General features: G+C 69.1%; 19 protein-coding genes and 1 pseudogene. 14 read left to right on the top strand and 6 right to left on the bottom strand.

All coding sequences use genetic code 11. The features are described from left to right. Positions 1 to 19: 19 nt before the first annotated feature. Positions 20 to 1,264, bottom strand: a complete 1,245-nt coding sequence (locus M5C98_RS23475; protein ID WP_272549932.1) for an MFS transporter — start codon at positions 1,262 to 1,264, stop codon at positions 20 to 22. Positions 1,265 to 1,372: 108 nt separating this feature from the next. Between M5C98_RS23475 and M5C98_RS23470 the strand changes: the two genes are divergently transcribed. Continuing rightward, complete coding sequence (locus tag M5C98_RS23470) at positions 1,373 to 1,828, top strand: winged helix-turn-helix transcriptional regulator (RefSeq protein WP_272549931.1); 456 nt, start codon at positions 1,373 to 1,375, stop codon at positions 1,826 to 1,828. Between the two features lie 48 nt (positions 1,829 to 1,876). Here M5C98_RS23470 and M5C98_RS23465 read toward each other — a convergent pair whose 3' ends face one another. Continuing rightward, positions 1,877 to 3,361 carry an aldehyde dehydrogenase (NADP(+)) gene (locus tag M5C98_RS23465; protein ID WP_272549929.1) on the bottom strand — a complete coding sequence of 495 codons (1,485 nt, stop codon included), beginning with the start codon at positions 3,359 to 3,361 and terminating at the stop codon, positions 1,877 to 1,879. Between the two features lie 185 nt (positions 3,362 to 3,546). On the opposite strand from M5C98_RS23465, the gene M5C98_RS23460 reads away from it, so the two are divergent. From M5C98_RS23460 to M5C98_RS23445, 4 genes are all read left to right on the top strand, one after another. Next, positions 3,547 to 5,169 (top strand): IclR family transcriptional regulator domain-containing protein, encoded by a 1,623-nt coding sequence (locus tag M5C98_RS23460; protein WP_272549928.1) that lies wholly within the window; start codon positions 3,547 to 3,549, stop codon positions 5,167 to 5,169. Positions 5,170 to 5,483: 314 nt separating this feature from the next. Continuing rightward, on the top strand, positions 5,484 to 6,314 hold the full coding sequence (locus M5C98_RS23455) for a M48 family metallopeptidase (RefSeq protein WP_272549927.1): 831 nt from the start codon (positions 5,484 to 5,486) through the stop codon (positions 6,312 to 6,314). Positions 6,315 to 6,500: 186 nt separating this feature from the next. Next, positions 6,501 to 6,737 (top strand): DUF6139 family protein, encoded by a 237-nt coding sequence (locus M5C98_RS23450; protein ID WP_272549925.1) that lies wholly within the window; start codon positions 6,501 to 6,503, stop codon positions 6,735 to 6,737. 131 nt (positions 6,738 to 6,868) lie between these two features. Then, positions 6,869 to 8,989, top strand: coding sequence for an acetoacetate--CoA ligase (locus M5C98_RS23445; RefSeq protein WP_272549924.1), 2,121 nt, complete (start codon positions 6,869 to 6,871; stop codon positions 8,987 to 8,989). 4 nt (positions 8,990 to 8,993) lie between these two features. Here M5C98_RS23445 and rocF read toward each other — a convergent pair whose 3' ends face one another. Together rocF and M5C98_RS23435 are read right to left on the bottom strand one after the other, a co-directional pair. Beyond that, complete coding sequence (gene rocF / locus M5C98_RS23440) at positions 8,994 to 9,965, bottom strand: arginase (protein ID WP_272549923.1); 972 nt, start codon at positions 9,963 to 9,965, stop codon at positions 8,994 to 8,996. Positions 9,966 to 10,125: 160 nt separating this feature from the next. Further along, the gene (locus tag M5C98_RS23435) at positions 10,126 to 11,271 is read right to left on the bottom strand and encodes an ornithine cyclodeaminase (RefSeq protein ID WP_272549922.1); all 1,146 of its coding nucleotides are present in this window, start codon (positions 11,269 to 11,271) and stop codon (positions 10,126 to 10,128) included. 151 nt (positions 11,272 to 11,422) lie between these two features. Here M5C98_RS23435 and M5C98_RS23430 point away from each other — a divergent pair, with 151 nt between their 5' ends. From M5C98_RS23430 to minE, 7 genes and pseudogenes are all read left to right on the top strand, one after another. Continuing rightward, positions 11,423 to 11,887: an Lrp/AsnC family transcriptional regulator gene (locus M5C98_RS23430; RefSeq protein WP_272549921.1), complete on the top strand. Its 465-nt coding sequence runs from the start codon at positions 11,423 to 11,425 to the stop codon at positions 11,885 to 11,887. Positions 11,888 to 12,003: 116 nt separating this feature from the next. Further along, positions 12,004 to 12,627 (top strand): CDP-diacylglycerol--serine O-phosphatidyltransferase, encoded by a 624-nt coding sequence (gene pssA / locus M5C98_RS23425; protein WP_272549920.1) that lies wholly within the window; start codon positions 12,004 to 12,006, stop codon positions 12,625 to 12,627. A 122-nt stretch (positions 12,628 to 12,749) separates the two neighbouring features. Further along, on the top strand, positions 12,750 to 14,027 hold the full coding sequence (locus tag M5C98_RS23420; protein ID WP_272549919.1) for a S1 family peptidase: 1,278 nt from the start codon (positions 12,750 to 12,752) through the stop codon (positions 14,025 to 14,027). Between the two features lie 63 nt (positions 14,028 to 14,090). Further along, a pseudogene (locus M5C98_RS23415) lies at positions 14,091 to 14,171 on the top strand (CDP-diacylglycerol--serine O-phosphatidyltransferase); the annotation flags it as partial. 294 nt (positions 14,172 to 14,465) lie between these two features. Continuing rightward, positions 14,466 to 15,248, top strand: coding sequence for a septum site-determining protein MinC (gene minC / locus M5C98_RS23410; protein ID WP_272549917.1), 783 nt, complete (start codon positions 14,466 to 14,468; stop codon positions 15,246 to 15,248). Between the two features lie 57 nt (positions 15,249 to 15,305). Further along, positions 15,306 to 16,121 (top strand): septum site-determining protein MinD, encoded by an 816-nt coding sequence (gene minD, locus M5C98_RS23405; protein ID WP_272549915.1) that lies wholly within the window; start codon positions 15,306 to 15,308, stop codon positions 16,119 to 16,121. A 3-nt stretch (positions 16,122 to 16,124) separates the two neighbouring features. After that, entirely contained in the window at positions 16,125 to 16,388 is a 264-nt protein-coding gene (gene minE, locus M5C98_RS23400; protein ID WP_092744488.1) for a cell division topological specificity factor MinE, read from the top strand. A 63-nt stretch (positions 16,389 to 16,451) separates the two neighbouring features. Here the strand turns inward: minE and M5C98_RS23395 are convergent, their stop codons facing one another. Then, the gene (locus tag M5C98_RS23395) at positions 16,452 to 17,009 is read right to left on the bottom strand and encodes a flavin reductase family protein (protein ID WP_272549914.1); all 558 of its coding nucleotides are present in this window, start codon (positions 17,007 to 17,009) and stop codon (positions 16,452 to 16,454) included. Between the two features lie 101 nt (positions 17,010 to 17,110). Here M5C98_RS23395 and M5C98_RS23390 point away from each other — a divergent pair, with 101 nt between their 5' ends. Further along, complete coding sequence (locus M5C98_RS23390) at positions 17,111 to 17,893, top strand: alpha/beta fold hydrolase (protein ID WP_272549913.1); 783 nt, start codon at positions 17,111 to 17,113, stop codon at positions 17,891 to 17,893. Then, positions 17,890 to 19,068 (top strand): M14 family zinc carboxypeptidase, encoded by a 1,179-nt coding sequence (locus M5C98_RS23385; RefSeq protein ID WP_272549912.1) that lies wholly within the window; start codon positions 17,890 to 17,892, stop codon positions 19,066 to 19,068. Before M5C98_RS23390 ends, M5C98_RS23385 begins: the two co-directional genes overlap by 4 nt. Before the next feature lie 26 nt (positions 19,069 to 19,094). Here the strand turns inward: M5C98_RS23385 and M5C98_RS23380 are convergent, their stop codons facing one another. After that, a complete protein-coding gene (locus M5C98_RS23380; protein WP_272549911.1) occupies positions 19,095 to 19,655 on the bottom strand; it encodes an NAD(P)H-dependent oxidoreductase in 561 nt (186 codons plus the stop codon). Positions 19,656 to 19,668 lie beyond the last annotated feature (13 nt).

Here is a 19,668-nt window from a genome sequence, read left to right as displayed (position 1 = left end):
ATGGCAAGGTAAGGCCGGATCAGGCCCGCTGCGCAGGCATCGCCCGAAGCGTTGCCGCCCAAAAGAGCAGCGCCGCCAGGCTGAGCCCCAAGCCCAGCGCGCACACACCGGGCCAGCCGGCAAGCCCGTACACCACGGTCGATGCCATCGCCCCCAGGCCGCTGCCCACGGCATAGAACAGCATGTAGCAGCCCACCAGGCGACTGTGCGCCTCGGGCCGGATGCTGAAGATCATGCTCTGGTTGACCACGTGAACGGCCTGGCCGCCCAGGTCGAGCAGGATGATGCCGAGCGCCAGCGCCCACAGCGTGTGCACCGCGCACGCGATGGGCACCCATGACACCAGCAGGCAGGCCAGCGCGATGCCGGTGGTCCGCTGCCCCAGGCCCCGGTCCGCGAGATGGCCGGCCCGCGCGGCGGCCAGGGCGCCCGCCACGCCGACCAGCCCGAAGGCGCCGATGGCCGTGTGCGACAGGGCATGGGGCGGCGCGCTCAGCGGCAGCACGAGCGCGCTCCAGAACACGCTGAACGCCGCGAACATCAGCAGCCCGATGGTGCCGCGCACCTGCAGCACCCGCTCGGTGGCCAGCAGCGTGAACATCGAGCGCAGCAGCGCGCCGTAGCCCATCGCCGCCGGTGGCACACGGGCCGGTGGCAAGGCCTTGCACAGCAGCGCCAGCATCACCACCGACAGCACGCAGGAGGTGACATAGACCGCGCGCCAGCCCGCCAGGTCCGTGACCGCGCCGGCCAGCGTGCGGGCCAGCAGCAGGCCGATGACGACCCCGCCCTGCACGGCGCCGACCACGCGGCCGCGCTCGGCGGGCCGGGCCAGCGTGGCGGCATAGGCGATCAGCCCTTGCGTCATGGCGGTCCCCAGCAGCCCGATGGCCCCCATTCCCGCGAGCAGCCACAGCGGCGTGGGGGCCGAGGCCACGCCCAGCAGCGCCAGCGCCAGCAGCGCCAGTTGCCCGCACAGCAGGCGCTTGCGGTTCACCCGATCGCCCAGCGCCACCACGAACAGCAAGGCGATGGCGCAGCCCACCTGCGTGGCCGTGATCACGCCGCCCACCGCCATGGGGTGGATGCCGAAATCCCGCGCGACGGCATCCAGCAGGGGTTGGGCGTAATAGACGTTGGCGACGCTCACGCCGCAGCACACGGCCAGCAGGCGCACCAGGGCCGCTGGCAGGCGCTCTCCGGGCGCGCTATCGCGTGCGGGCGAAGCGGCTGCGGCCAGGGGTTGCGGGCATTCAGCGGCCATGGGCTCCATCCAGTTGCTTATTGAAACTGGATTGAGTGTAGCCCCATGTCGTTTTAAAATAAAACTACATTCGGTGCGGCTCTGCCACCGATGCCCCAAGGAGTGGCCATGGCCAGAAGAAAAAGTCTTGCGGATTCGCCCTGTCCGGTGGCCCGGTCGCTCGATGTGGTGGGCGACCGCTGGTCGATGCTGATCGTGCGGGATGCGTTCGACGGGTTGCGGCGCTTCGGCGAGTTCCAGGCCAGCCTGGGCGCGGCGCGCAACATCCTCAGCGACCGCCTGCGCACGCTGGTGGAAGAGGGCGTGCTGGAGATCGCGCCCGCCTCCGATGGCAGCGCCTACCAGGAATACGTGCTGACCGCCAAGGGTCAGACGTTGTTCCCGGTGGTCGTGGCCCTGCGCCAGTGGGGCGAGGCGCACCTGTACGCCCGGGGCGAGAAGCATTCCGTGCTGGTCGATCGCGCCACGGGCAAGCCGCTGCCGAAAGCCCTGCTGCGGCTGGAGGATGGCCGGGTCGTGCAGCCGGCGGACACCCTCGTCAAGAAGGTGCGCGCGCGGCCCTGACCCGTGCGTTGGTTGCCGTGCGCTGGCTTCGCCCCGGCCGCTGCGCTCTCAGCAGGGCACGCCGTTGCGCTCGATCAGCCAGGCGGGTGCGTCCTGCAGCGCCACGGGGCGCAGGAAGCGGTCCAGCGCCGCATAGCCGACGGACGTGGTGAACGGCGCGGTGCTGGCGGGGTAGGGGCCGCCGTGCATCTGTGCGCCGGTCACGGCCACGCCCGTGGGCACGCCCGAGAACAGCACGCGGCCGGCCACCTGCGTGGCGGCGCGCACCAGCGCGCGGTGCTCGGCCGTGTCGGCGTCGGCACCCCACAGGGTGACGGTGAGCGAGCCGCCGATGGCCTGCAGCACGGCCACGGTTTCTTCGATGGAGGCCACGCGCACCACCAGCGCGGCAGAGCCGAAGACCTCTTCGTGCAGCGCAGGGTCGGCGATGAAGTCGCCCGCGTGCACTTCGCCCAGGAACGGGCGGGGCGTGGCGCCGGCCTCGGCCGTTTCGCTGACCAGGGCCTTGAGCTTTCCGTTGCCGCGCCATGCCGCCACGCCCCGGTCGAACGCGCCGCGGATGCCGGCGCTGAGCATGGCGTGCGGCGCCAGGGGGCGCAGCTTGTCGGCCAGCGCCTGCACGAAGGCATCGCCCGAGGCGTCCTTGCGCACGACGATCACGCCGGGGCTGGTGCAGAACTGGCCCGATCCGAGGCAGATGGAGCCGGCCAGCGTTTCGGCCAGCGCGGCGCCGTTGGCCTGCAGCGCCGAAGGCAGCGCCACCAGCGGGTTCACCGAGCCCAGCTCGCCATAGAAAGGGATGGGGCGCGGACGCTCGGCGGCCACCTTGGCCAGCGCCGTGCCGCCCTTGAACGAGCCGGTGAAGGCCACGGCCGCGACGGCCGGCGCCTGCACCAGGCGCACGCCGGCCTCGATCGAGCCGCCCTGCACCAGCTGGAACACGCCGGCCGGCAGGCCGCGCGCCGCCACCACGGACTGCGCCAGCGCCGCCGTCTGGCGCGACAGTTCGGGGTGCGCGGGGTGCGCCTTCACCACCACCGGGCAGCCGGCCGCCAGGGCGGATGCCGTGTCGCCGCCCAGCACCGAGAACGCGAACGGAAAGTTGCTGGCCGAGAACATGGCCACCGGACCCACGGGCACGCGCACGCGGGTCAGGCGCGGGCGGCCGGCGGGCGGCGCGCCGGCCACGGCGGCGTCGTCCAGCACGGTGTGGGCCGTGCCGCGCTCCAGCACGTCGGCAAAGCCGCGCAGCTGGAAGGCCGTGCGGTCCAGCTCGCCGTTCAGGCGCACCGGACCCAGGCCGCTTTCGCGGTCGGCCACGGGCACCAGGGCCTCGCGCTGGGCTTCCAGGGCCTCGGCCAGCGCGCGCAGCAGGGCGGCGCGGTCGGCGGCCGGGGTGGCGGCGAAGGCATCGGCGGCGCTGGCGGCGGCAGCCACCGCAGCGTCGATCTCGGCCGGGGTGGATTCGGCCCAGGCGGCGCCGTGGGGCTGGCCCGTGCGGGCGTCGATGGATTGCAGGGTGTTGTCGGGCATGGGGTTTCCTGAAAAAGGGCACAGACCGCCGTGGCCTGCTGTCTCACTGAATGGAATTGTTCGCCGATCGGTGCTGGCATGCCGATGGCAGCCCACCATCGTAATGAAAGGGCGAGCCGCCTAGAATGCCTGGCGTCTGCCGCTCCTTCGCTGAGTGGCTTTGAATTCCACCCTGTGAGACAAATATGGCTGCATCGCCTGGAGACGGCACCGCCGCGCTCGAAAAAGCCCTCGACGTGCTGGACGCCGTGGGCGCCGCGCCCCAAGGCCTGAGCCACGCCGACCTGGCGTCGCGCCTGGCGCTGCCCCGCACCACGGCCTATCGCCTGCTGGCCACGCTGGTGGCGCGCGGCATGCTGCGGCGCGACCCGCTGCGCAAGGTGTACTGCCTGGGCGTGCGCTGCTTCGAGCTGGCGCGCCAGGCCCATGCCATGCCCGACCTGGCCGCAGCGGCCGTGATGGAGCTGCGCACCCTGCGCGACCTGACGGGCGAGACCACCTACCTTGCGGCGCTGGACGGGCGCGACGTGGTGTCGCTCGAGCGCTGCGACGGCGCGCACAGCCAGCGCTCGTCCAGCGCTTTGGGCCAGCGCAAGCCGGTGTACTGCACCAGCCAGGGCAAGGCCATCCTTTCGGCCATGGACAGCGCGGCGCGCGATGCGCTCGTGCGCGGGCTGGTGCTGCGCCCGGTCACGCTCCGCACCTTGACCGACCGCCGGCGCCTGCTGGCCGAGCTGCGCGTGACCGCCGCGCGCGGCTACGCCATCGACGACGAAGAGATCGTGCCCGGCGTGCGCTGCGTGGGCGCGCCCATCATCGACGGGCTGGGCCAGGTGCGCGGCGCGCTCAGCGTGGCCGGGCCCGCGTGGCGCCTTACGCCCGAGCGGCTGGAGCTGCTGGGCCCCGAAGTGGCCGAGGCCGCGCGCCGCGTGGGTGCGCAATTGCACGGCGTGCGCCCAGCCCTGGGCGATGCCGAGGCCCGCCCCGTGCCCGGCCCGTGGGCCTTCCACGGCGCCCACCCGCGCTGGTGCGCGGCCAGCGGCCGGCTGTTCTGGGCCGACACGCTCGCTCCCGCGCTGCGGGCGGTGGCCCCGGGGGACGAAGGCGACACGCTCTGGGCCGAGGCCGAAGGCCCCGTGCACGGCCTGCTGCTGGGGCAGGAGGGCAACGCGGCCGGGGAGGCTGGGCCCGGCCGCATCGCGCCCCCGCCCATCGCCTGGTGCGCCCACGGGGCCTTCGCCCTGCCCCGGGGCGGGCCGGCGCAGCGCCTGGCCGCCTGGCCTGCACAACCGGCCCAGGCCGTCTGCCGGGGCGCGGACGGCGAGCTGTGGCTGGCCTGCGAAACGCCCGAGGGCGGCAGCGCCGTGGGCTGCCTGCGGCCCGGCGGCGCGCTGGAGGTGCGCTGGCGTCTGCCTGAGCCAGTGCAGTGCCTGCGCTGGCGCGCGGTGGACGGCACGCTCTGGGCCGCCGTGCCGGACACCGGCGCCATCCTGTCGCTGCAGCCCGAAACCGGCGCCATGCGCCGCCTCGTCACCGTGCCCAAGGGCTCGGGCCGGGTGAGCGGCCTGGCGCTGGATGCCGAGGGCGGCGTGTGGACGGCCCTGCGCGACGGCTGGAGCGTGGTGCGCTTTCTGCCTGACGGCAGCCTGGACCGCGTCGTCGCGCTGCCGGTGCCAAGCCCCACCGATGTGGAACTGGGCGGGGCGGATGGGCGGCGGCTGTTCATCACCACGGCGCGGCAGCCGGTGCCGCTGGATGTTTTGGCCAAGGCACCCTTGTCGGGCCGGCTGTTCGAGGTCGCTATTTAGCGAATCGTCGTTTCGTTCCCCACTTTGACTGTCTTTATTGAAACAAAAGGTTGTGGAATGCGTGCCGTTCCTATCGCCTCAGCGGGTTTTGTTACTTTGTAAAGCATCCGGAATGGCGGTGGAGATGCGGATACAACTCGATGCATTCGCGGCGGCACACAGGGTGACGTTCAAGGGCCCCGTGAAACAATTTCCGCCTGCCCGGTCCATCAGCGGCCGCGAAGTGGTCGTGAAGGGGCCAGTGACGCCTTGCGCGCACTGCATCCGTCGCCCCCCATTGGCGCTTTTTTCCAGACCTCAATGAAAGTGTTTCCATGAAGAAGTTCTCACTGAGCGCCGTCGCGCTCGCCCTGCTGTTGTCCGGCTGCGCCACCACGGGTGACGGCAGCAAGAGCGGCTCCGGCACCTCTGCCATCTCCAGCGTGCTGGGCGCCGCCACCGCCGGCGGCTCCACCTCCAGCAGCACCGAGAACAAGGCCGGCGCCGCACTGGACGTGTTCAAGGCCGTGACCGTGTCCGACGAAGAACTCAAGACGGTCTCGCTGCAGTACCGCAACTACGAAGACCGCACCGAAGGCGCCGCGCCCGCCAGCAACAAGTACGCCCAGCGCCTGGCGCGCCTGACCAAGAAGCACGTGAACGAAGACGGCATGAAGCTGAACTTCAAGGTGTACCTGAGCAAGGACGTGAACGCCAACGCCACGGCCGACGGCTCCATCCGCGTGTACAGCGGCCTCATGGACATGATGAACGACCAGGAACTGCTGGGCGTGATCGGCCACGAAATCGGCCACGTCAAGCTGCAGCACTCGCTGTCGGCCATGCGCACGGCCTACATGGCTTCCGCCGGCCGCAAGGCCGCGTCCGCCGCGGGCGGCGTGGGCCGCCTGGCCGACTCCGACCTGGGCGCCCTGGGCGAGAAGCTGGTCAACAGCCAGTTCTCGCAAAGCCAGGAAACCCAGGCCGACGACTACGGCCTGGCCTTCATGAAGAAGCACAAGTACAAGGTGCAGTCCATGGAATCGGCCTTCCGCAAGATCGCCTCGCTGAGCGGCAAGAGCGGCGGCATGGACGCCATGCTGTCCACCCACCCGGACGCAGGCGGCCGTGCGGACCGCATGCGCGACCTGGCATCGGCGAAGTAATCGGCCCGCCGGGGTCAGCCAGCCAGAAAGGCGGCGGGCGAAGGCCCGGCCGCCTTTTTCGTTGCTGCGGGCGGTGGCGCACCGGCCGGCCCACCGCGCCGCCAGAGGTGTTTTTCCTACGCCCCGGCATGGCACCGCTCGATAGAGTGGACAGCCTCGTTTCTCATTTCCGAAAAGGACTCCCACATGCGCGTAGACATCTATCGCCGAGCCGAATCCGATGGCAAGTTCTCCCACCTCGCCGTACCCGAGGGGCGCCCCATCCCGCAGGAGGCGATCAATGTGGACTGGGAGACCGAAGCCCGCGGCCAGGAGATGGACGAGAACGCCGACCACTGGGACGACTACGGCATCGCGCAGCCGTCCGCGCAGATCGATGAAAAGGGCTATGCCATCACCAGCGTGCGCGAACTGACCGACTGATGTTTCGGGCGGTCACGGCTCTGCCGCCCGCCCTGCCGAAAAGCCGCCCGCCCCACCCGGCCGGCGGCTTTGTCCATTCGGGGACGCCCGCCCGGTGACAGCGCCGGTGGCGCACGCTACGCTGCGGCGCCATGGAGACAAAAAACACCCCCCCGTTCGTTCCCCAGATCCGCCTGTACCAGGACTGGCTGCAGGCCCGCCACGGCCTGGCGTTTGCCGACTACGACGCGCTGTGGCGCTGGTCGGTCACCGACCTCGATGCGTTCTGGCAGAGCATCTGGGACTACTTCGACCTGCAGTCGCCCACCCCGCACACGGCCGTGCTGGCGCGCAATGCCATGCCGGGGGCCGTGTGGTTCCCCGGGGCGCAGGTCAACTACGCGCGCCAGGTGCTGCGCCATGTGGACCCGGCGCATGCCGCGGGCCTGCCGGCCGTGGTGAGCCGCAACGAGCGCGGCCTGCACCGCGAGCTGTCCTGGCCCGAGCTGCGCCGCCAGGTCGCCTCGCTCGCGCTGCACCTGCACCGCCAGGGCGTGCGGCGCGGCGACCGGGTGGCGGCCTACCTGCCCAACATCCCCGAGGCCATGGTGGCCCTGCTGGCCACGGCCAGCCTGGGCGCGGTGTGGAGCGTGTGCGCGCCCGACATGGGCACGGCCGCCGTGCTGGACCGCTTCCGTCAGATCGCGCCCAAGGTGCTGATCGCGGTGGACGGCGTGACCTACGGCGGGCGCGACCACGACCGCACCGGCGTGCTGGCCGAGCTGCGCGCGGCGCTGCCCTCGGTCACGCACGTGGTCGTGGTGCAGCACCTGCATGCTCCTGAAACCATAGCAGACACGGCAGATTACTCTAGGGCATGCGGCCAAAACGATGCCGAAACCGCGGCCTTCGAGCCCGAGTGGCTGCCGTTCGACCATCCGCTGTGGATCGTCTATTCCAGCGGCACCACCGGCCTGCCCAAGCCCATCGTGCACGGCCACGGCGGCATGGTGCTGGTGGCGCTGCAGCTCAAGGGGCTGCACAACGACATCGGCTGCAGCTACGAGCCCAATTCGTTCGGCGAGCGCTACCACTGGTACAGCTCGACCGGCTGGGTGATGTGGAACGCACAGGTGAGCGGCCTGCTGGCGGGCACAACGTGCGTGATCTACGACGGCAACCCGGGCGGCAGCCGCGAGCGGCCCGACTGGGGCACGCTCTGGCGCTTCGCCGCCGAGACGGGCGTGACGTTCTTCGGCGCGGGCGCGGCCTTCTACGCCAACTGCATGAAGTCGGGCCTGTCGCTGGCGGACTGCGGCGACCTGTCGCGGGTGCGGGCGCTGGGCACCACCGGCTCGCCGCTCGCGCCCGAGGTGCAGGCCTGGGGCACGGCGCAGTTCCGCGCCCTGGGCGTGTCGGGCCATGCGGACGGCGACATCTGGTGGAACAACATCTCCGGCGGCACCGATTTTTGCGGCGCCTTCATCGGCGGGCACCGCGAGCTGCCCCAGGTGCCCGGCGAGATGCAATGCCGCATGCTGGGCGCGGCGGTCGAGGCGTGGAATACCGAGGGCCAGCCGGTGATCGACGAGGTGGGCGAACTGGTGTGCACCCAGCCCATTCCGTCCATGCCGCTGTACCTGTGGGGCGATGGCGGCCCGGGCCCGGCCGGGCAAGGCGGCGACCCGAACGGCAAGCGCTATCTGGCAAGCTACTTCGACATGTACCCGCCCGGCCACGGCCGGCTACCGGGCGGCGGCGATGGCCCCTTGGACATGGGCCCGGTCTGGCGCCACGGCGACTGGATCAAGATCGGCCGCCACGGCGGCTGCGTGATCTACGGCCGCAGCGACGCCACCATCAACCGCCACGGCCTGCGCATGGGCACGAGCGAGATCTACCGCGCCGTCGAGGCCCTGCCCGAGGTGCTGGACAGCCTGGTGGTCGATCTGGAATCGCTGGGCCGCGACAGCTACATGCCGCTCTTCGTCGCGCTGCGGGGCGGCGTGGTGCTGGACGACGCCCTTCGCGCGCGCATCGCGGCGGCCATCCGCACCGCGCTGTCGCCGCGCTTCGTGCCGGACGAGATCGTGCAGGTGGCCGAGGTGCCGCGCACGCTGAGCGGCAAGAAGCAGGAGCTGCCCATCAAGAAGCTGCTGCTGGGCCAGCCGCTGGAGAAGGTGGTCAACCAGGACGCCATGGCCAACCCGGGCTGTCTGCCGTGGTACGTGGCGTTCGCGCAGCAGCGCGCGGCCACCGCTCCTGTGCGTTAGTGCATCACGCGGCCGCGGGGCGGGCACGCACCAGCGTGCTCTTGCCGAACAGGCTCTCCACCAGGTCCACCACCAGCTCGGCCGTCTGGTTGCGGATGTCGAGCGCGGGGTTCAGCTCCACGATGTCCAGCGAGGCGAGCCGCCCCGTGTCCGCGATCATCTCCATGCACAGCTGCGCCTCGCGGTAGTTGGGGCCGCCGCGCACCGTGGTGCCGGTGCCGGGGGCGATCTCGGGGTCGAGGAAGTCCACGTCGAAGCTCAGGTGCAGGTGCACGTCTTCGCCAGCTTCGCCCTCCAGCCCGTCGAGCGCGCGGCGCATGACCTCGCGCATGCCCAGCTCGTCGATGGAACGCATGTCGTACACCTCGATGCCCAGCTCGCGGATCAGGCGCTTTTCCTCGTCGTCCACGCTGCGCAGGCCGATCTGGCACAACTGCGCGGCCTGCAGCGCGGGCACCGCCCCGCTCAAGGCCGACAGCGATTCGGGGCCGTAGCCGTACAGGCTCGCCACCGGAATGCCGTGCACGTTGCCGCTGGGCGAGATGGCGGGCGTGTTGCAGTCCGCGTGGGCATCGAGCCATAGCACGCGCAGGCGCTTGCCCGCGTTGCGGCAGTGCCGCGCGACCGCGCTGATCGAGCCCACCGCCAGGTGGTGGTCGCCCCCCAGCAGGATGGGCAGGCGGCCAGCGGCGAACTGCGCGGACACGGCGTCGTGCACCGCGCGGTTCCACGCCACGCATTCCGCCAGGTTGCGCAGCCCGTGCTCGCCCCGCGCGCTTTGCGGGTTGGGCGGGCCGAACAGGTTGCCGGCATCTTGCACGTCCACGCCGAACCGCGCGAGGGCCGGGCCCAGCTGGGCGACGCGCAGGGCATCGGGCCCCATGGCCGCGCCCAGGCGTGCGGCCCCGGCGTCGGTGGGCGCGCCGATGAGGGTGGCGCGGGTGTGCGGGGCTGTGGGCGTGGCGGTGGCGGTCATGGGTTCATCTCCTGGGAAGGCACGGCGTGCGGGCGCCGTGGCGCCGAAGTTTGCACCCGCACGCGGTCGGATGGCATGCGGAAAACGGGATGGGGGGCGCGTGCAGTGTGCACGCGGGCGATGACGATAGGGGCCGTGTCCTGGCGTGGAAAACCCGTTCTTACAACGCTTGCGCCAGGTGGGCGGCGGCCTGCACCAGCGGGGGCGCGCTGGCGGGCGTGCCCAAGGCGAGCCATGGCTGGAGCTGTGCGTACAGGTCCTTGGGGTCGGCCTGCTCCGGGATCAGCTCCAGCCGCTGCAGCAGGCCCGCGCTGCGGCCCAGCGCGCGCATGAAGCGCAGCGCGGAATAGTCCTCCAGCGCGAAGCCCACCGAGTCGAACACGGTGACCTGCGCGGGCGAGGTGCGGGCCGGAGCCTCGCCGCGCACCACGCGCCAGAACTCGGTCACGGGGAAGTCGGCGGGCATCTGCTGCAGGTCGCCTTCGATGCGGGTCTGGGGCTCGTACTCCACGAACACGCTGGCCGCCCGCAGCACCTCGGCCGCCAGTTCGGTCTTGCCGGGGCAGTCGCCGCCCACCGCGTTGATGTGCATGCCGGGCTCGACCAGGTCGCCGTGCAGGATGGTGGCGTAGGCCTTGTCGGCGGTGACGGTGGTGACGATGTCCGCGCCGCGCACGGCCTCGGCGGTGCTGGCGCAGCGCACCATCTCCAGCTCCCCCCGCGCCACCAGCGGCGCGAGGTTGGCCGCCAGCTTGGCCGTGGCGGCCGGGTCGATGTCGTACAGGCGCAGCTCGCCGATGCCCAGCAGGCCCACGAAGGCCAGGGCCTGGAATTCGCTCTGCGCGCCGTTGCCGATCAGCGCCATGCTGCGGCTGTCCGGGCGCGCCAGGTGGCGCGCGACCATGGCCGACGTGGCGGCGGTGCGCAGCGCCGTGGTCAGGGTGAGTTCGCTCAGGAAGGAGGGGTGGCCGGTGGCCACGTCGGCCAGCGCGCCGAAGGCCATCACCGTGGGCAGGCCGCGGCGGGTGTTGACCGGGTGGCCGTTCACGTACTTGAAGGCGTAGTCGCGGGCGTCGGCGACGGGCATGAGTTCGATGACGCCATTGGGCGAATGGCTGGCGGTGCGCGCGGACTTGTCGAAGTCCTGCCACCGGGCGTAGTCCTCTTCGATGGCCTGCGCCATGCCGCGCAGGCATTCCACCACGCCGGTGCGGCCGACCAGCTGCGCGGCGCGCGTGGCGCTCAGGAACTCGGTGGACATGGCGCCGGGGCCGGGGAAGGAGACAGGGCGTTGATCGGGGGTCATGGGAAAAGCTCCTGGTCGTTGGGTGCGCCACGCAACGGGAGCAGCGCGGCGGCATGTCGATGAGCGTCCCACAAGGGCGTGGCAATTCAAATCGGCAAAAATGCACGCATAAGCGCAAATAACTGGCTTTTTGCTCAAAGGAATTGCCGAAATGGACAATATCGACCAGCAGTTGATCGCCCAGTTGCGCCACAACGCCCGCGCCAGCGTCGCCACGCTGGCCACCCGCCTGGGCGTATCGCGCGGCACCGTGACCAACCGCATCCGCCGGCTGGAGGACACGGGCGTGATCGTCGGCTACACGGTGCGGCTGCGGCCCGAGCGCGAGACGGATGGCGGGCTGCAGGCCTGGACCAGCATCTCCATCGAGGGCAACGACGCGCGCCGGGTCACGGCCTCGCTGCTGGGCGAGCCCAGCGTGCTGGCGCTGCACAGCACCAACGGCCGGTGGGACCTGCTGGCCGAGCTGCAGGTGGGCAGCCTGGCGGAGTTGGCGCACGCGCTGGAGCGCATCCGCCTCATCAAGGGCATCAGCAACACCGAGACCAGCATCCACCTGGAGACCGTGCGCGCGCCCATCGCCACCGGCGGGCGCGGCGGCACGGCCGGGCCGTAGGAGGCCCGTAGGATATGCCTGACGGTGCGGCCCCCGGGGCGCCGCCCATAATCGGCAGGCATTGCCCTCGCGGCCTTCCACGGCGCGCGGCGGCCGCCACCCACCCAGGAGAGTCCATGTCCCAGTCCACCCCCAAGCGCTTTTCGATGATCCGCGAGTTCCACCTCGCCGACTGGTTCACGCTGGGCAACGCCGTGTGCGGCGTGGGCGCGTTGTTCTCGTCCATGACGTTCCTGGAGATCGGCGAGGTGCGCCACGTGTACTTCGCCTGCGCGCTGGTGCTGGCGGCGCTGATTTTCGACGTGCTGGACGGCCGCATCGCGCGCTGGCGGCAAAAGTCCTCGGCCATGGGGCGCGAGCTCGATTCGCTGGCCGACGTGATCTCGTTCGGCGTGGCGCCGGCCATCATCGCCTACGCCTGCGGCATGCAGGGCCTGTACGACCGCATCGTGCTGGCGTACTTCGTGGCCTGCGGCGTCTCGCGCCTGGCGCGCTACAACGTCACCGCCGAAACGCTGTCGGAAGGCTCGGGCAAGGTGAAGTATTTCGAGGGCACGCCGATCCCGACCTCCATCATGCTCGTGGCCCTCATGGCGCTGGCCGCCTCCCTGGGGGCGGTGCGCGAACACCTGTGGTTCGGCAGCGTGATGCTGGGCGGGTTCACGCTGCACCCGCTGGTGCTGCTGTTCGCGCTGTCGGGATCGCTCATGATCAGCCGCATCCGGATTCCCAAGTTCTGAAGCGCTTGCTATATGTTGAGGTCCTGCATTTGTTTCATAAGCAGGTGATATGCAAAGCGGCGTTGACCTTCTCTGCTTTTTTCGATGAAGATGTATTTATTAAAATTTGGGAGAGTTTCTAAATGATTTCAGGGAAAAGAATTGCATTGGCTGTTGGTTTAATGCTGTCGGTCATTGCGCATGCCCAGTCTGTTGGTTTTCAAAGACAAAATGAAGGGGCCAATCAACAGATTTTTGAGAGCAAAGATGAGGCGCTTGGTGCGGCAGGTCTTGATAAATATAATACCAAAGAAAATCAATTGGTTTTTGATGCGATGGAAAAACGCATTGAGGTGGCCAAGAGAATTTTTGGCAATGCTTATGCTGGGACGTGGATTGAATATGATGAAAAAAATAAAGCACGTCATGTCATTGGGGTGGCAGGTGATGTTGATGCCACGAAAGCCAAATCTCTTGCGGACGGGGGAATTAATTCGGTGGCAAGCGTGAAGTATAGCTATGCCGTCCTGGAGGATAATCAAAAAAAGATATTTGAATATTTTCAAAATCTGGTTGGCAACGGTGAGCCACTTGTTTATTCGGTCGGTATCGACGATCAGATTAACAAGTTGCTGGTACGCGGACGTGAGTCCGATTTAAAGTATATTGAGTTTCGTCTGCGCAATGCTGGCTTTGATCTGAATATGATCAAACTGGAGGTGCAGGAGGGACAGATTCAACTGACAGGTGTGGTGGTTGGTGGTACAAAAATAATGTCGTCTAATTATGCATCGAATGGAAGGGCATTGTGTACGGCTGGATTCAATGTAATCATTGATGCTATTTATCCCGGGACAATTACGTCTGCTCATTGTTATGCACCTAATACCCTATTGAATCAGGTGTATTTCAATCTTGGAAATATGACGATTAGTGGCTCCATCAAGGGGGACCTTATTGGTGACTATTTCGCAGATGGTTGGCCAATTGGTTTGGATGCAATTATTTTTGGAAATACGAATTTTGTTCATGAGCAGCCTGGAAAAATTCTGGGCGGCACTAATATTTACAAGAGTGTCAAATCCTTGGCGCCATTGGTTATCGGTGGCACCGTTTGTAGCTATGGTGGCGTAAACGGTTGGCGATGTGGCATTCAAAAGGGCGTGAATGTTAGGCATACCTACAACGGCAAAACTCTTTATTTCGCAGAGGCGACAGTTTGCGGCAGTGCTGGGGATTCTGGAGGACCGGTAGTCAGCGGAACCGATAACGCGCTGGGCATCTTTGCAGGTGTGGCCAGTGGAAATCCAGCGGGAACATGCGGTCCGATTTTTGGCGGGGATGCTCAACCTAATGCGGTTTATCAGGCTTTGGCTCCCTATCTTGCTGTTTACTCGAATGTACAGATTCGTACTGAGTAATTCTTGGCCCCTTGGGGCCACTTGATTTTTTCGATGATCCGCGAGTTCCACCTCGCCGACTGGTTCACACTGCGCCCGCTGGTGCTGCTGTTCGCGCTGTCGGGCTCGCTCATGATCAGCCGCGTCCGCATTCCCAAGTTCTGACAGCTGGCAAACGGGTTCCGGGAGGCAAAGCGTTTGCTATTAAAATAATAGCTATGCGCCGTTGATTTTATTGCGCTGAGGCCCGATTCGATCCAGGGTGTCAGCGCCTGCCGCATGCGACCCGCAGGAAGCGACCTTTCTGGCCCGGCCTGCGCCACAGGGCCCGACCCGTGCAGCCCGCCTGTCGCGGATACGTCCGGCGACAGGCTCTGGCGGCCCCCCACGGTACACTTCGCGCCTTCGGGCAGGGCTTCTCGCTCCCCCTTTTTCCTCGCACTTCGCATCCCCCCTTCCATGGCCGTTGACACGGCGGGCCAGGCCCGCACCAGCTTTGACCTCAAGAGCGCACAGCTGCCCGTGGTGGCGGTCGTGCTCAAGACCACCGACGTCGGCGTGCTCGCCGCCGATCTGGCCGCACGGCTGGAGAGCGACCCGGATTTCTTCGACAACGACCCCGTGCTGATCGACCTGGCCGGCGTGCGCGAGGCCGGCGACGCCATCGATTTCGACGCCCTGTGCGCCGCGCTGCGTGGCCACCACACCCAGCCCGTGGCCGTGCGCGGCGGCAGCGCCGCGCAGATGGAGGCGGCACACGCCGCCGGCCTGATCGCCGCGCCCGAGGCGCCCCCGGCCCGCGTGCATGCTCCGGCGGCCGAGCCTGCCCGCGACGGGGCCCCGCCCCCGCGCGAGGCGGTGCGCGAAGTCATCCGCGAGGTCGAAGTGGTGCGCGAGGTCCCCGCCGGCGGCCCCACCACCGTGGTGGTGGACAAGCCGCTGCGCTCGGGCCAGCAGGTGTATGCCCGCGGCGCCGACCTGGTCGTGATGGCCGTGGTGAGCTTCGGCGCCGAGGTGATCGCGGACGGCAACATCCACGTCTATGCGCCCATGCGCGGGCGGGCCATCGCCGGCGCGCGCGGCGACACCAGCGCGCGCATTTTCAGCACCTGCCTGGAGCCGCAGCTCGTGTCCATCGCAGGCATCTACCGCACCACCGAGACCGAGCTGCCGGACGCCGTGCGCGGCAAGCCGGCCCAGGTGCGCCTGGACGGCGAGAAGCTGCTCATCGAGCCGCTCTAGAACACGTTCTGACCGCCTTCTTTTTTCATTCGGACCAACGCAGGGAATTTTCACAACATGGCCAAAATCGTCGTCGTGACCTCCGGCAAGGGTGGCGTGGGCAAGACCACCACCAGCGCCAGCTTCGCATCCGGCCTCGCACTGCGTGGCCACAAGACCGCAGTGATCGACTTCGACGTCGGCCTGCGCAACCTGGACCTCATCATGGGCTGCGAGCGCCGCGTGGTGTATGACCTCATCAACGTGATCCAGGGCGAGGCCAACCTGAACCAGGCCCTCATCAAGGACAAGCAGTGCGACAACCTGTTCGTGCTGGCCGCCAGCCAGACGCGCGACAAGGATGCGCTCACGCAGGACGGCGTGGAGAAGATCCTGAACGATCTGTCCGGCATGGGCTTCGAGTACATCGTCTGCGACTCGCCCGCCGGCATCGAGAGCGGCGCGCTCATGGCGATGCACTTCGCCGACGAGGCGCTGCTGGTGACCAACCCCGAGGTGTCCTCGGTGCGCGACTCCGACCGCATCCTGGGCATGCTGGGCAGCAAGACGAAGCGCGCCATCGCCGGCGGCGAGCCGATCAAGGAGCACCTGCTCATCACGCGCTACAACCCCAACCGCGTGGAGGACGGGCAGATGCTGTCGCTGGAAGATATTCAGGACATCCTGCGCATCGAGCTGATCGGCGTGGTGCCCGAGTCCGAGAACGTGCTGCAGGCCTCCAACCAGGGGACGCCTGCCATCCACATGCAGGGCACCGACGTGTCCGAGGCCTACAAGGACCTGGTGGCCCGCTTCCTCGGCGAGGACAAGCCCCTGCGGTTCATCGACGCGCAGAAGCCCGGCTTCTTCAAGCGCATCTTCGGAGGGAGGTAACGCATGTCTTTGTTGTCTTTCCTGCTGGGCGAGAAAAAGAAGACCGCCTCGGTCGCCAAGGAGCGCCTGCAGATCATCCTCGCGCACGAGCGCAACGGCCGCAACGCCTCCACGCCCGACTACCTGCCCGCGCTGCAGCGCGAGCTGGTGGCGGTGATCTCCAAGTACGTGTCGATCCACGCCGACGACATCAAGGTGCACCTGGAGCGCCAGGACAACCTGGAAGTGCTGGAAGTCAAGATCGAGCTGCCCGACGGCGTGAAATAGCCGCCGTCCCGGCCGTGCGTTCCCCGCCGCGCCGCGGTGCTCCCTGGGGGGCCCGCGGCGTCGTCATTTGCGGATCTCGGCCTGCAGCGCGGGCGCGGCGCCCAGCGGGTGTTCGGTGTAGAACATGCCGCCGTGGTAGAGCAACGGCGAGGCGCCCGTGCGGTGGCTGCAGCGCTCCACCTCGCCCACGAAGATCGTGTGGTCGCCCTCCACGTACTGGCTGCGGTTGAAGCACTCGAACACCGCCGCGGCGCCGTCCAGCACCGGGGCGCCGGCGATGCCCGGCTGGTGCGCCACGCCCGCCCAGCGGTCCACGCCGCGCGAGGCGAAGCGCTCGGCCAGCGCGCGCTGGTCGGCCGCCAGCACGTTGATCGCGTAGTGGGAGCCGGCCGACAGGGCCGTCAGCGTGGAGGCCTTGTGCGCCAGGCTCCACAGCACCAGCGGGGGCTGCAGCGACACCGAATTGAAGGAACTGGCTGTGAGGCCGATCAGCTCGCCACCCTCGCCGCGCGCGGTGACGATGGTCACGCCCGTGGCGAACATGCCCAGCGCATCGCGGAACTCGCGTGTGGAAAAACCGGGCGGACGGGCGGCAATGGGGCGGGGCAGGGGGCTGTTCACGAAGGCGCGGGCGCGGGCGGCCGGAGGGAAGGGGGTCGGCTATTATGGTCCGGCGCCTGGCGATTTGCTGCCGGCGGCCACCGCACCCTGCGGTTCTTCTCATGGCCCTTCTACCCACTTTCACGACCCTCGGCTCCGGACCCACCGTGCTCATGCTGCACGACGCGGACGGCGACCACCTCACTTTCGCTCCCCAGGTCGAGACCCTGGCGACGGCCGGCTACCGCGCCGTGGCCTGGGACATGCCCGGCTACGGCCGCAGCGCGCCCATCGAGCCCTACAGCTTCAAGGGCCTGGCCAACAGCTGCGTGCAGCTATTGCAGGCGCTGCAGTGCGGCCCCGCCGTGCTGGTGGGCCACGGCCTGGGCGCCATGATCGCCATCGAGGTGGCGCTGCGCGAGCCCGCGCTGGTGCGCCGGCTGGTGCTGTGCAGCGGCGGCCCGGCCCTGGATGGGCACAGCCTGGACGAATGGGTGGCGCCGCGCCTGGCCGAGCTGGACGCCGGCCAGTCGATGGAGCAGATCGCCCAGCGCCTGGTGCCGCGCCACATCGGCACCGGCGCATTGCCCGAGGGCGTGCGCCTGGCCGGCCATGCCATGGGCCAAGTGCACCGCTCGGCCTACCGCCGCGCGCTGGAGGCGCTGCCCACGTTCGCGCGCAGCGCGGCCGAGCTGTCGCGCCTGCACATGCCCACCTTGCTGCTGGGCGGCGAGCAGGACCGCTGCACCCCGCCCGAGGCGCTGCAGGCGCTGGCGCAGGTGCTGCCCGATGCGCGCCACCTGGACCTGCCCCACGTCGGCCACTGGCCGCAGCTGGAAGACCCCGACGGCTTCGACGGCGCGCTGCTGGCGTTCCTGGCCTCTTCCGAGCGGGTGCTGCATTGAGCGCCGCCGACCGCACGCCGCGCGGTGCCTCCGCGGCCGCCCTGCCCTGGCTGCTGCCCCTGGGCGCGGCGCTGGCCCTGGCGCTGATGGGCACCCGCATCTGGAACCCGGACTTGGTGGGCGGCGCGCGCGTGCCGCTCGGCGAGGGGCCGGCGACCGCCCAGGTGACGGTGCCTGCCCGCATGTCCGGCATCCAGTCGGCCGTGATCGTGCAGCCCCGTTCTCCCGAGGCGCCCTTGCCGCAGGCCCGCAAGCCGGAGCGGGGCGTGGCCCCGGCCAGTGCCGGCACGGGCGCGCCGCCCAAGGCGGCACAGGCATCGGCCCCGGCGCCATCGACGCCCGGCACTGCCGCCCCGGGCACCGCCAGTGCGCAGCCGGACACCGCCTGCCCGTTGCTCCTGCCGCGCCTGCCCGGCATCTCCAAGGCCCAGTGCCAGTCCGCGCAGCTGGTGCCCAGCGGCGCGCTGTCGCGCAATGGCATCCCCCTGTACTGGCGCGACGTGCCGCCGGCCGGCATGGCCCCGGGCACGGTGCCGCTGCGGGTGCTGGTGGTGGGCGCCATGCACGGCGACGAGCCCACGGCCGCGTCGCTCGCGCTGCGCTGGATCGGGTTCGCCGAATCGCGCCTGCTGCCCACGCGGCGGCCGGTGCACTGGCGGTTCATCCCCGCGCTGAACCCGGACGGCATGCTCGCCAAGCCCGCCACCCGGGTGAACGCGCGCGGCGTGGACCTGAACCGCAACTTTCCCACGCCCAACTGGGAGCGCGACGCCCCCATCTACTGGGAAAAACGCACCCGCCGGGACCCCCGCCGCTGGCCCGGTCCGACCGCGCTGTCCGAGCCCGAATCGCAGTTCCTGCACACGCAGATGGCGCAGTTCGAGCCCGATCTGGTGGTCAGCATCCATGCGCCCTACGGCGTGCTCGACTTCGACGGCCCGCAGCCGCCGCCCAGCCGGCTGGGCCGCCTGCGGCTGGACCAGCTGGGCATCTTCCCGGGGTCGCTCGGGAACTACGGCAGCGTGCACCTGGGGCTGCCCGTGGTCACCATCGAACTGCAGCACGAGCTGCGCATGCCGCAGGACGACGAGGTGCGCGTGATGTGGCGCGACCTGCTGCGCTGGATGGACGACCACCTGACCGTGGTGGATGGCCAGGCATCACCGCAAAAATAGCCTCCAGCGCAGATTCGACTAGGGCGTTATGCTATTAAAAATGTAGCGGCCGATTCGAGGGCCTGCGCATCGGACTGCACGGCGCCGGGCGGCCCGCCCTGGCCCCACAGGGCGCCGCCCCAGGGCATGGCCAGGAACTGCGCGCACAGCCGCACCGAATCGATCATGGGCTGCGCCTTGGCGCGGTCGCCGCTGGTGGTGACGAGCCGCAGCGTCTTGGCCGCCATGGGCTCCTTGAACGGCTGGCCCGGAATGCGCATCCAGCCGCTCCAGTGGTCCAGATAGGTCTTGAGCGGCGAGGGAATGCTGTACCAGTACACCGGCGCGACGAACACGATGTCGGTCGCGGCGAGCGTGGCCTCCAGCAGCGTCTTCATGTCGCCGGTGGGGGCGGGGTACTCGCCGGTGGTGTGGCGCCGGTCCACGAAGGGCGGCAGCTCCATCCACGCGAGGTTCAGCCAGGTCTGAACGGCGTCCGCCGGCAGGGCCGCAGCGGCCTGCCGCGCCAGCCATTCGGTGTTGCCGACATGGCCGGGCTCGCGGGTGGAGGTCGTGAGGAACAGGGTGTGGGAAGGCATGCCCGGCATGGTAGCGCCGGCA

The organism is Acidovorax sp. NCPPB 3576 (genome assembly GCF_028473605.1).
Taxonomy (GTDB): domain Bacteria; phylum Pseudomonadota; class Gammaproteobacteria; order Burkholderiales; family Burkholderiaceae_C; genus Paracidovorax.
Note: the sequence above shows the minus strand (reverse complement) of the source record. Positions and strands in the feature narration are given on the sequence as shown.